We start from the raw sequence: 12,755 nt of genomic DNA, 5'->3' as shown, positions 1-12,755 counted from the left end.
CATCTAGCATACAACGCCCCTCAGCTTCATAGAATCTAGCAAATAGATTCGCAGAATAGAAAGGGTGACGGGAAATGGCTAGAATGAACAAACTGCGTCTGATCGCATTAGGAGCGGCGATTTGCATTGGATGGATTGGCATGGGAGGAGAAGGAGCGGGACTCAAAGGCTTGCATCAGTTGGCCTCCCCGCCAGCGGCTTCGGTGGCCTCGGCCGCTCAAGCTCCAAGCATCGGCGAACCGGAACTGCTTGACGCTTTGAAGCAGGCGGCTGTTTTGGCTGCGGAAAAGAAATCGGGTAATCCGGGCTTGCAGACTGAGGGTCTGCAAGAGGATTCCTCTGGAGCCTTAGATAGTAAAGCGGGAAACACCGCACAGCTTGTTTCAAGCAAGCCGGAGGAGAAGAAGCCTTCCGCCGAGGACAAAACGGTCTATCTCACCTTTGACGACGGGCCGAGTGTACATACCAGCGATGTGCTGGACATTTTGCGGAAATATGGGGTCAAGGCGACCTTTTTCATGGTGGGAAAGAATGTGAAGGAACAGTCGAAACGGGTTAACCGAGTGCAGGAGGAAGGTCATGCAATCGGCAACCATTCCTATAATCATGTTTACAAGGATATTTACAGCAGCTTCGCAGGCTATGCACGCCAGACACTGCTCACCGAACAAGCGCTGCTAGACGCCGGAGTTGCGACTAATCTGGTACGGGCTCCAGGAGGAACGTTCACCAACTTTGATGCTGGGTATTTTAAAGCGATGAAGGCTGCTGGATATACGATGGTGGATTGGAATGTGGACAGCGGGGATTCCCGGCGAGTCGGCGTACCAGCCAAGGAAATAATAGCAGGTGCAACATCGGCTCCATTCAAGCGAGAGATGACGGTGCTGATTCATGATGGGACAGGACATGCGGAATCCGTTAAGGCTTTACCGGCTATCATTGAATTTTATAAGGCTAAAGGGTACCGTTTCGCTGTTATAACCTCGAAGGTAAAGTCTCCTGTTTTTCCAGTTGCGAAGAAAATGAAATGGAAACGTGAAGCGCCGCAGGCTGCGGAAATAACCGCACTTGCCGAGAAAAGCAACCAGCTGCGGAGCAGTAAGGCTTGGCTGGCGGCGGCAAGCAACGGAGTCGGGGAAGGCGCTGTTTTACCAGCCATAGGAAAGGGCGCAGAGACGGTAAATCCACCGGTCAAACCCAAAACATACGGCACGCTTCAAGCGGATTTACTGCTTCAATCCGGCTATGGAGAAGTACGGATCGGGTATGGTGAATACTTTGTTGTGGACGGGAAGCTAACGGTGCCGGTACGGCGTACGGTAGAGGCGCTGGGCGGAGGGGTGATCTGGAATGCACCGGAAGGAACAGCTTCGATTATTGGATATTCCGGAATTGGCAGCTTGAATCGGGATACAGCTTTCCTCAATGGAGAAGGTAGATTGTATGCTCCGCTTAGTGAGGTGTTGGAGCTGATGGAAGATTCTCTCACCCGGATTGAGGTTTCGCCAGGTTTGGCGGAGGCATGGCTTGGCAGTGGTGCTGCTGCTGAGGATGGATAGAGATAGAGATAGAGATGCAGACGGAGATACAAATAGGGTCATAAATTGGTTGGGGCGGCAACCTAATTATGGCGCCAGTACAGCATATAGGCTGATAGCGCTAAATCGTTTTCGAATCTGAGGCACTCATGAGCTTCGTGTGCATGATTTTAAAGCAGCTTCATGTGTAACGGAACTGGGGAGCCTTATTTCAGCAAAATGGAGGGTTTACGAGGCGTAACGGAACTGAGAAACGTTATTGGGGAATTTCACGGTAATATCGCGTTTTTTGACTCAAATAACGCGGCTCAGTTCCTTTAGATAATTTTTGGCCCATTTTGAGGGGAAATAGGCTCTCTCAGTTCCATTAGATGTGTATGGACAAGCTGAGGCGCTCTGATTTTTTCTAGTTTTCCTAGTGTTGAAGCGAAGCGAGAGGGATTATCACAAAAAACAGGAAGAAGCTGAGATGGGCTCAGCCTCCTCCTGTTTTTTGTTATCCAAAATCGTAGACGCCGCTGCCGCCAGCTTAATTACGCATCGATTCTAAGGGGGCAGCCACTTTAGCGTGTTTTGTAGGAATGAGTCTAAATCTCTCAACCGCTGGCCAAACTGTCTAGTAGAAGATACCGCTAGATTGGGAGCGGATGGGAGGGGATCAACATGCAAAACCAGCCGGATCAGGAGCGAGAGACGTGGGGGAATTTGCACGGGTCGGGGCGCAGGTATGAGCAGGGGCATGAGGAAGGGCCGGTGCAAAGGAAGAGCCAGGGGCTTGAAGCAGGGGAAACGCTATGGGGTTCATCTCGCTTGCAGGAGGAGTGGCCGGAACCTCGACAGGCGCTGCTGGCGCGAATGGCCGCTCGTTCGGAGAGCGTGCTGCTTGGTAAAGGAGAAGTCATCGGACTGGCGATGACGGCTATGTTGGCTGGTGGGCATATTTTGCTAGAGGATGTCCCCGGTGTAGGCAAAACGCTGCTCGCACGCGCCTTGGCGCGCGTATTGGGAGGCAAGTTTCAGCGAATCCAATTCACCTCCGATCTGCTGCCAGCAGATTTGACGGGATCGGCCGTGTGGGACGCTCGAAAAGGGGAGTTCATTTACCGTGAGGGACCGGTCATGGCCAATGTTGTGCTTGCGGATGAGATCAACCGCACCTCGCCACGTACCCAATCCGCATTGCTCGAAGCAATGGAGGAGCGCTGCGTAACGGTAGATGGGACTACAAGGAAGCTGCCTTCACCATGGCTGCTTATTGCAACGCAAAACCCGCTGGACAGCGAGGGGACTTTTCCACTGCCGGAGGCGCAGATGGATCGGTTCATGATGAGGCTGTCGATTGGCTATCCGGAAGCTCGCGAGGAGATTCGCATGCTGGAAATGATGGGCGCTGGCGAGCAGCAAGCGCCGGAGCAACTGCGGCCGGTCGTCTCCCCCCGTCAATGGGAAGTCATGGCGGAGGAAAGTCGCTCCGTACATTGCAGCCCGGAGCTGCTCGCTTATATGGTGCGCGTTGTCCAAGCGACGCGATCCGCTCCCGAGCTGGAGCTTGGCGCGAGCCCCCGCGCATCGCGGGATTGGCTGCGCGCTGCGCAAGCGACAGCTTATATCGCGGGCCGGGACTATGTGCGACCGGCAGACCTGAAGGTTGTCGCCACATCGGTGCTGGCGCATCGGCTTGCCGCCAGAGGAGCTTACGGGCAGCCGGATCGTGAGCTGGCACTGCGAGCCCTTGCGCGGCTGCTGGCGGAGACGCCGTTGTCCGCAGCTGGAAAGGCGGCTGCAAGATGAAAGCTGGCGATGCAGCGGGGCTGCCTCGGACAAGACGGACTGCGCTTGTATTGCTGGCTGCGCTATTCGGTGCGGCATTGTTCGCTGTCCTCCTAAGGGGGACGGCGCTAGATTGGTTTTTGGCTGGACTGCCGGCAGCTGTGCTGGCCATGGCGTGTTTGCCTAAGCTGTGGGCGGCTGCAGGTGGACTAAGTGTGGAGCGTGTCCTTGAGCCGGGCGGCAAGGAAGGGGAACTGTCGGTACGACTTATTTTCCATGGCCGGTGGATGCCGCCGCTGCTACTTGTTCAGGTAAGAGAACAACTGGAAAACCTTGCTGCCGCAGAGCGGAAGCCGCTTGTTCTGACTCGCTGGCTGCTGCCGTGGCTGAGTAAGGAATGGACGGCTCATTATCGGGTCAGCGGCTTAGGACGCGGTGTTTATCAATTCGCTCCGGCGACAGTAGTTGTTACGGACCCGCTCGGACTCGCATGCGGCATGTTGAAACTTGCTGCGCCGGGAAGCTTCACCGTGCTGCCTCAGCCGGAAGAGACAGGGGTATTTAGGGCATTGTCCATGTCCGAAAAGAAGGCTTCGGAGCCGGGTGGTTTTGCCGGTGAGGGAGGCGGGAAATCGGCCGGTCGTGGCGGAGCGGGGCCGCTTAACCGTATTTATCGCGAAGGCGATTCACTACGGCGGATCGATTGGCGGCTGGCTGCGAAGGGCAGAGGACTGCACACGCGGCTGGATGAACATGGAGCATCGCCAGTTATGCTGGTGCTGCTTGATTTGGATCAGCGCAGTTATAGAGAGACGGGAGCGGATGGCCAACTGGATGCCTGCGCCGGACTTGCGGCCCGGGCACTGATGGATGCTGGCGCTAACGGCTGTACCGTGAGGTTGCAAGCTGGCGCGGAGGCAGAAGTTAAGGTTGCACCGGGAGACAGCCGGGCTGCGCGGACTGCGGCTTTGCTGCTGGCCCGGGCAGTGCCGGCTCCCGGAGCCGGTGCTGCGGAGTCACTAGAGCGACTGCTGCTTGGAAAGCAGTTAACGGTTGGTAGCCGCATCGTTATTTTAACTGCTGGATGGGACATTAAGCTGTGGGAGCAACTGGCGGACCTGTCGCGTGCAGCTCGCTGTGGATTAGAGCTGCATGTTCCGATTAGGAGCACGCTGCCCCTTCAAGCAAGGCAAGAGCGCGAGCAGTGGGCTAAGAAATCGGGTGTATCGTTGGCCTGGTTTTCTTTGGACGCAAGCAGACGCCAGGGATGGAAAGGAAGGCTAAGCATAAGGGAGGAGGATGGACATGGCTGGCAGGCATGGAGCTGAACACGGCGGATTACCGGGGAACGGACTTGTACTGCAGGGAGCTGCGCTGAATGGGAACGTTAAGGGAGTAAGCGGTGCTTTGGGTGTAAATGGGAAAGCTGGCGTAAAGCAAGCAGCTAGGCTAACAAACGGATTAACAGGCACTAAGCATGCGAACACAGGCCTAGTGGGAGCCGGTCATGCCGTCGCGGGGAAGGCGTTTTTGGGAAGCGCGGCTTCCCGAGCGCAAGATATCAAAGAGCATGTCGGCGGTTTGCTGGGCTGGCCCCTGCGAGCGGCTTCCAGCTTGCTGCTGCTTGCACTGCTATTTGAGTGGCTGCTGCCGCTCCAAAAGCTGCCCCAGTGGACCGATGTGTACGACCTCGGCATCCTTTTTGCGCTTGGAGCCTGTATTATGCTGATTGGCGTGCTGCTGTTATCGGACTGGGCGGCGTGGCTGCTCCGCTTAGTAGTCATACTGGCAGGAGCGGCGTGGTTGGGCGGCAGTGAGCAAACTACCCTGGAAAGCCTAATCGGATTGCCCGTACAGCTGCTGGATGATGCCAAAGCGTTGTTTAGAGAGGGGCCAGTCGCTATGTCCGGTACCGGGCAGGCGGTTTTTTTGCTGGGAGGACTGTCGATTCTACTATCCGCCCTTCAAATGCTGGTGTGGATCCGCCAGTGGGGAATCGGGCTGTTGGCGCTGACGGCTCTGTACCTCTGGTCGCTGAACCAGTGGTTTGGGTTGGACACGGTTTCTAATCTCGCTCGGGCAGCTGCGGAAGGGCTGTTATTGTCGGCGTTGTTATCCTATCATCGGCTGAAAAGAAAGATCGAAGAGACCCCAGCCGCCTCGGCTGTAATGAAAAAGAACGCGCCGCGAAGAGAGATGCCGGGCTGGCGCTGGTGGGCGGCAAGTGCGGCCGTAGCTGCGATGATTCCGCTTGGCGCAGCAGCTCTTTCCTGGGGCAAGGCCCAGTCGGATGGACCGGCGGAATGGGCTTTGGGGATGCAGCAGGCTATCCGCGACAATAACTCTGGATCATCCGGAGAGGGAAGGCCGCGCAGCGCGCCTGTATTCTCCGGCCAGCCAGGTTCCCAAGGCGCCGGAACGGGCGCGGGGGCGGCAGCTACGGGTTATAGCGAGAGCGATGCGCAGCTTGGGGCTCCGCTTTTTTTATCACAAAAACCACTATTCTGGGCGCTGACCCCCAAACCGCTGTACTGGCGGATGGAAACAAAATCGGCTTACACCGGCCAAGGTTGGAGAGATGACACACGCGAGCTGCTGGCCGTACAGGTCGGCGGAAGTGATGCTGAGGCAGGTGGAAGTGGAGGGACACCGGGGAGCGGGGCAGAAAAGGCGGGGAACGGAGCAGAAAAGACGGATGTTGAAAAAAAGGCGGAGAGCGGGGCAGGGTTTGTAACTGGCACGGAGAGAGCGGCAAAAGAGGGGCCGGGAGCAGAAGCGAGACTAATCCGGCAAACCGTTTGGTTACCTCAGATGATGGATGGACTGCCTTTGCCGGTATCGGGAGTGGAACCGGATCTAATCGCGGCGGAATCACTATCTGGGGGATTACAAAAGAAACAGGCGAGTTACCTTCAGGAGTTCGGCGGCGGCGCAATCTACATGCCTGATGCTGCGGAGGGACAGTTGACATATACGGTAGAATCACGGCTAGACGAGCCTGCTGCGGACATGCTTCGCCAGGTGGGGGAGGCAGAGCGTAGTGATGTGGAACAGGCAGAGCGCAGTACTGTGGAGCAGGAGCAGCTTGAACTCCAGTTGAAGGCCAACCTGCAGTTGCCGGGGGAGCTGCCGGAGCGGGTCAGGGAGCTGGCCCAGAAGATTGCGAAGGATGCGGGAGAGAACCGTTATGACCGCGCGCTTGCCATGCAGGACTACTTGAAGACGAGCTTTCGTTACACGCTTACGGACACACAGGTTCCAGGCGAGGGTGAGGATTTGGTCGATCAATTTCTCTTTGAGCAAAAAGCAGGTTATTGCGTGCATTTTTCCACCGCGATGGTCGTTATGCTCAGGTCGGTCGATATTCCGGCGCGCTGGGTCAAAGGTTTTGCGCCCGGCGAAGAGCTGTCGGCCGAGCAAGCTCCGGCCGCCGCTCGGGAGGCGCTGGCACGCGTTAATGCCAGCGGCAGCTTGTACCAGGTAAGCGCGGCGGACGCGCATGCCTGGGTTGAGGTTTATTTTCCCGGCGCGGGCTGGGTCCCGTTCGACCCGACGCCGGGATACGCCGCAGGCGCGGAGCAGCCGGCAGCGGCATTGCCGCCGGCTGTGGAAGGTTCCTCCGGCGAAGGCGAAGCCGCCGGAGAGGCGCCGCGCGGGGCGGAGGCTTCCAGCCCCGCGCTGGCGGAGCAGCTGCGCGAGGCCGCCGGTGACGCGGCGCGCCTGGCCGCCGCGCTAGCGCGCGCTGCCGCGCAGCCCGGCCCGCTCGCGGCCGGCGCAGCGCTGGCCGCGGCCGCGGCTGCGCTGGCGTCGCCGGCGCTGCGCGAGCGGCTGCGCCTCGCGCTGGCGCTGCGCCGCTACGCGCGCCATGCCGGCGCAGCCAGCACCGCGGCCGAGGCGCGCGCGGAACGCGCCCGCCGCGGCGCGCAGCGGGCCGCGCTGCTCGCCGCGGCGGAGGCGCTGCTGCGCGCGCTGGAGCGCCGCGGCGGCGCGGGCCCGGCGGCGGCTGCGCTTGCCGCCGCCGCCGGGCCGGCCGAGCGCGCCGCAGCGCTCGCGCCGCTGCTGGCGCCGGAAGCCGGCGCGCAGCTTCGCCGGCTCGCCGCCTGGGCCGAGGGCGCGCGCTTCGGCGCTCCGGCCGCCTGGCGCGGGCCGACGCCGGCGCAGCTCGCTAGCTGCGCGGCCACACTGCAAGCCCGGCGCGCCTGGCCGTCCGCCGGACAAGCACCGCGTCCCGGCTAAGCTCTTTCAAGCACCATCCGCCGTCCGCCACACCAGTTGCCGTCCGCCCCACCAGTCGCCGTCCGCCCCACCAGTCGCCGTCCGCCCCACCATCCGCCGTCCGCCCCACCTGCACACCATCCGCCGTCCGCCACACCATCGCCGCCCTGCACCTGCTTTAAACTGTATAACCTCATGATCCGACAGCCTTTTTCTCCCATGTCGACAATCCGGGACGCGCCTTGACTGGCCGGAAGCAGCTTGGATATAATGAGTCCAATTGATTGAGGGAGGTTCGGGCGTGAACAAGCCTAATGAAATGATCGTTGTTCTCGATTTTGGAGGACAGTACAACCAGCTGATTGCTCGGCGCATCCGGGATCTCGGCGTTTACAGTGAGCTGCTGCCATACAATACACCAGCTTCCAAGCTGCGTGAACTGGCGCCTAAGGGCATCGTGTTCTCAGGAGGACCAGCCAGCGTTTACGAAGAAAATTCTCCGATGGTGGACCCAGAGATTTTCGAACTCGGACTGCCAATTTTCGGAATTTGCTACGGCATGCAGCTGATGAGCCACCAGCTTAAAGGCAAAGTTCAGCGCGCCGGCAAGCGCGAATACGGCCGTGCAGACGTAACGTTCTTGGAAGGCGCTGACTTGGCGCTTGGCCTGCAAAATACCCAGACGGTATGGATGAGCCACACCGATCTCGTCGTCGAAATGCCGGAAGGCTTCCGCTTGGATGCGGGAACGGAACATGCGCCGATCGCGGCCATGAGCCATCCGGAGAAGAAGTTTTACGCGGTACAGTTCCACCCAGAAGTTCGTCACTCCGTTTACGGCAATGACATGATCCGCAACTTCCTCTTCACGATCTGTGGATGCGAAGGCAATTGGAGCATGGAAACGTTCATCGATGACGCGATTCGCGACATTCGTGAGCAAGTAGGCGAAACCGGCCGTGTGCTTTGCGCTCTGTCCGGCGGCGTGGATTCTTCCGTTGTTGCGATGCTGGTACACAAAGCGATCGGCGATCGCTTGACCTGTATGTTCATCGACCATGGCCTGCTTCGCAAGGGCGAGGCTGAAGGCGTAATGGAAACTTTTGTCGGTAAGTTCGGCATTGAAGTTATCAAGATCGATGCCAAAGAGCGCTTCATGGGCAAGCTGAGCGGTGTGAGCGATCCTGAGCAAAAGCGTAAAATTATCGGCAACGAGTTCATTTACCTCTTCCAGGAGGAATCCGATAAACTCGCGAGTTATGAATATCTTGCGCAGGGAACTCTGTACACGGATATCGTAGAGAGTGGCACGGCTACCGCGCAAACAATCAAGTCCCATCATAACGTTGGCGGCTTGCCGGAGGACATCAAGTTCAAGCTTGTTGAGCCACTGAAAACGCTGTTCAAGGATGAAGTTCGCAAAGTCGGCTCCGAATGCGGTCTGCCGGATGAGATCGTTATGCGTCAGCCGTTCCCGGGTCCGGGACTGGCCATCCGTGTCCTTGGTGAAGTGACCGAGGAGAAGCTGGAAATCGTTCGCGAATCCGATGCTATTTTGCGCGATGAAATCGCCAAAGCCGGTCTTGATCGCGAAATCTGGCAGTACTTCACAGCACTGCCGGGCATGCGCAGCGTAGGTGTTATGGGCGACGCCCGCACGTACTCCTACACGGTCGGCATCCGCGCGGTAACGTCCATCGACGGCATGACTGCCGACTGGGCGCGTATTCCTTGGGATGTACTGGAGAAAATCAGCGTGCGCATCGTTAATGAGGTCGACAATGTCAACCGCATTGTGTACGACATTACGTCGAAGCCGCCTGCCACGATCGAGTGGGAATAATCAAGCGACACTTTATACACTGAAAGACGTTGATTTTATGCCGTTTAGGTAAAACTCATAAGACTTTCTGAGACCAAAATTCTTTTGAATTGTCTCCAAGATTGTCGCCAAAAACTCTCGCCGAATGATTGTCGGTGGGAGTTTTTATTTAGACTTTAGCCTGTTGGGTGCGTGAAACGCGCGAAACATAAAACCACCTGCTATTGAAGTGATCCCAACAATACAAGTCGAATCCAGTCACGACACATGTGGAATCGGTGGCTTTGTAGGTGTCATCCTTTACATTTAAAACTGCACAAGGACATAGTAAAGATGGCTAGGGAATTCCTTCATGTATTTTCTTATCGATCGGCTTCATCACGGTGGCATGGTGTATGATGTAGATTACAGTCGTGTCATTAGGGTATTTTTGCGAAAGCATAATAAAAATGGATATACAGATTATGACAGATGCCCTTAAACGCCACGTTAGAAGTAAGAAAAGAACACTGCATTGCTGTACGTATAGTAAAGAAACTAAAGGTGGAAGTAAAACTTTAAACTATTTAGAAGTGCTTCTAAAATTAATTTATATGAAAAATAATCGGAGGTATACAAATGTCAAGTGCTGCACAACGTGCCGAACTACAATCTCAAATTTGGAAGATAGCCAATGATGTCCGTGGCTCAGTTGATGGATGGGATTTCAAACAATATGTTTTAGGAACGCTATTTTATCGTTTTATTAGTGAAAACTTCTCTGGGTATATTGAAGCTGGAGACGAAAGTGTCAAGTATGCTGAACTTCCTGATGCTATTATAAAGAAAGAAATTAAAGACGATGCTATTAAAACAAAAGGGTATTTCATATATCCGAGCCATTTGTTCGTTAATATCGCAAAAACTGCGAATACAAATGAAAGCTTGAATACAGATTTAGCTGGTATATTTTCAGCTATTGAAAGTTCAGCAAACGGTTATCCATCTGAGTTAGATATTAAAGGATTGTTCGCTGATTTCGACACCACAAGCAATAGACTGGGAAATACTGTGAAAGATAAAAACAGTCGTTTGGCTGCTGTCATAAAAGGTGTTGAAGGGCTTAATTTTGGTGATTTTGAGAATAGTCACATTGATCTGTTCGGTGATGCCTATGAGTATTTAATCTCAAATTATGCTGCTAACGCAGGGAAATCTGGAGGGGAATTTTTTACACCGCAGAGTGTTTCCAAACTAATTGCACAATTAGCGATACACAAGCAAGCAAGCATTAATAAGATTTATGACCCAGCAGCTGGATCGGGTTCATTGCTATTACAAGCAAAAAAACAGTTTGATGACCATATCATCGAAGATGGTTTCTACGGGCAGGAGATTAATCATACAACGTATAATCTTGCGCGTATGAATATGTTTTTACACAACATTAACTACGATAAGTTTAATATTGCTTTAGGGAATACGCTATTAGATCCTCACTATGGTGACGATAAGCCATTTGATGCCATTGTATCAAATCCTCCTTATTCCGTGAATTGGATTGGTAATGATGATCCAACCCTTATTAACGATGAGAGATTTGCTCCAGCAGGCATATTAGCTCCAAAATCGAAAGCTGACTTCGCCTTTGTGCTTCACTCGCTTAGTTATCTTTCAAGTAAAGGTCGGGCAGCAATCGTATGCTTCCCTGGTATATTTTACAGAGGTGGCGCTGAGCAAAAAATTAGAAAGTATTTGATTGATAATAACTTTGTTGAAACGGTAATTTCGTTAGCGCCTAACCTGTTTTTTGGAACATCAATAGCAGTTAATATCTTGGTTCTATCTAAACATAAAACAAATAATATCACTCAGTTTATTGACGCAAGTAGTGTAGATTTCTATAAAAAAGAAACCAATAATAACATACTCACAGATGCACATATTGAGCAGATTATGAACATGTTTGATAGCAAAGAAGATATTGATCACGTTGCAAAATCCGTTGATTATGATGTAATTGTTCAAAATGATTACAACCTTTCTGTTAGTTCCTATGTGGAAGCAAAAGACACACGGGAAGTCATAGATATAAATGAGCTGAGTGCAGAAATAAAAACGACAGTAGCAAAGATAGAGCAACTTCGTGCCGAAATTGATGACGTTATTAAGGGGATTAAATCATGAGTAAACCGAATTATATGGAGAAACTCCTTGAGGGGGTTGAGGTTGAGTGGAAAGCCTTGGGTGAAATTGGTGAATTTACACGAGGTAAGAGATTTGTGAAAACCGACATGTATAAAGAGGGTTTCCCATGTATTCATTATGGTGAAATGTATACACATTATAACATCTGGGCAGAAACAACTAAATCATTTGTAAGTTTCGATCTAGCTTCAAAACTAAGAGTTGCAAATCATGGTGATGTAGTAATTGTTGCCGCAGGCGAAACAATTGAAGATATCGGAATAGGCACTGCTTGGCTGGGGACTACGGGAGTTGTCATTCATGACGCTTGTTTTTCCTTTAGAAGTTCATTGAATCCAAAATACGTGTCATACTTTTTGCGAACCAAACAATTTCATGACCAAATTAAGAAACATATATCTTCGGGAAAAATCTCAGCAATTAACGCTTCTGGATTAGGCCAAGCGAAAATTCCCATCCCCCCTCAAAAAGTACAAGAGGAAATCGTCAGAATTTTGGACTCCTACACAGAGCTTACAACAGAGCTTACAACAGAGCTTACAACAGAGCTTACAGCTCGTAAAAGTCAATATACTTATTACCGTGATAAGTTGTTGACTTTTGAAGAGGGTGAAGTTGAGTGGAAAGCGCTTGGGGAGATAGGTAGTTTTGTTAGAGGAAGCGGCTTGCAAAAAAGTGATTTTGCAGAGAGCGGTGTAGGCTGTATCCATTATGGTCAAATTTATACTTACTACGGGAATTTTGCATATCAGACAAAATCTTTCGTTTCACCAACATTGGCAACCAAGTTGAGAAAAGCTCAGAAAGGCGATTTAATTATCGCGACTACAAGTGAAAATATCGAAGATGTTTGTAAGCCTTTAGTTTGGTTTGGTGAAGATGAGGTCTGTGTCAGCGGAGAGACTTATATATTTAAGCATAACCAAAATCCAAAGTATATAGCGTATTATCTCCAAACACCTATGTTTTTTGATTACAAAAAGAAAAGTAGAACAGGAACAAAGGTTATTCGAGTACATGGAGAGAAATTGGAGAAATTCGAGATACCGCTACCTTCACTTGAAGATCAAAATCGCATCGTATCAATATTAGACAAATTCGATGCCTTGACCTCTTCAATTACCGAGGGATTGCCTCGTGAAATAGAGTTGCGTCAAAAACAATATGAATATTACCGTAATATTTTGCTTTCATTTCCGAAAAGTGAGGTAGAAGCTTAA

8 protein-coding genes are annotated in these 12,755 nt (G+C 52.9%); 7 read left to right on the top strand and 1 reads right to left on the bottom strand.

Annotated features, from left to right (window positions below; genetic code table 11):
- Positions 1-74: 74 nt before the first annotated feature.
- The 4 genes from CGZ75_RS13360 to CGZ75_RS13345 all read left to right on the top strand — a co-directional run bounded on the left by CGZ75_RS13360 (position 75) and on the right by CGZ75_RS13345 (position 7,547).
- Positions 75-1,562 carry a polysaccharide deacetylase family protein gene (locus CGZ75_RS13360; RefSeq protein WP_089524813.1) on the top strand — a complete coding sequence of 496 codons (1,488 nt, stop codon included), beginning with the start codon at positions 75-77 and terminating at the stop codon, positions 1,560-1,562.
- A 642-nt stretch (positions 1,563-2,204) separates the two neighbouring features.
- Entirely contained in the window at positions 2,205-3,332 is a 1,128-nt protein-coding gene (locus tag CGZ75_RS13355; RefSeq protein WP_245850850.1) for an AAA family ATPase, read from the top strand.
- Positions 3,329-4,639, top strand: coding sequence for a DUF58 domain-containing protein (locus CGZ75_RS13350; RefSeq protein ID WP_089524812.1), 1,311 nt, complete (start codon positions 3,329-3,331; stop codon positions 4,637-4,639). Before CGZ75_RS13355 ends, CGZ75_RS13350 begins: the two co-directional genes overlap by 4 nt.
- Positions 4,617-7,547 (top strand): transglutaminase-like domain-containing protein, encoded by a 2,931-nt coding sequence (locus tag CGZ75_RS13345; protein WP_176444831.1) that lies wholly within the window; start codon positions 4,617-4,619, stop codon positions 7,545-7,547. The genes CGZ75_RS13350 and CGZ75_RS13345 overlap by 23 nt, the downstream gene beginning before the upstream one ends.
- Here the strand turns inward: CGZ75_RS13345 and CGZ75_RS13340 are convergent.
- On the bottom strand, positions 7,544-7,723 hold the full coding sequence (locus CGZ75_RS13340) for a hypothetical protein (protein ID WP_089524810.1): 180 nt from the start codon (positions 7,721-7,723) through the stop codon (positions 7,544-7,546). The two genes, CGZ75_RS13345 and CGZ75_RS13340, sit on opposite strands and share 4 nt — an antisense overlap.
- A 104-nt stretch (positions 7,724-7,827) precedes the next feature.
- Here CGZ75_RS13340 and guaA point away from each other — a divergent pair, with 104 nt between their 5' ends.
- The 3 genes from guaA to CGZ75_RS13325 all read left to right on the top strand — a co-directional run bounded on the left by guaA (position 7,828) and on the right by CGZ75_RS13325 (position 12,755).
- Positions 7,828-9,369 (top strand): glutamine-hydrolyzing GMP synthase, encoded by a 1,542-nt coding sequence (gene guaA / locus CGZ75_RS13335; RefSeq protein WP_089524809.1) that lies wholly within the window; start codon positions 7,828-7,830, stop codon positions 9,367-9,369.
- A gap of 597 nt (positions 9,370-9,966) precedes the next feature.
- Positions 9,967-11,514, top strand: coding sequence for a type I restriction-modification system subunit M (locus tag CGZ75_RS13330; RefSeq protein ID WP_089524808.1), 1,548 nt, complete (start codon positions 9,967-9,969; stop codon positions 11,512-11,514).
- A complete protein-coding gene (locus CGZ75_RS13325) occupies positions 11,511-12,755 on the top strand; it encodes a restriction endonuclease subunit S (protein ID WP_176444830.1) in 1,245 nt (414 codons plus the stop codon). The genes CGZ75_RS13330 and CGZ75_RS13325 overlap by 4 nt, the downstream gene beginning before the upstream one ends.

The organism is Paenibacillus herberti (assembly GCF_002233675.1).
Lineage (GTDB): Bacteria > Bacillota > Bacilli > Paenibacillales > Paenibacillaceae > Paenibacillus_O > Paenibacillus_O herberti.
The sequence above is the reverse complement of the archived record's forward strand: the minus strand, read 5'-3'. Positions and strand labels throughout refer to the sequence as shown.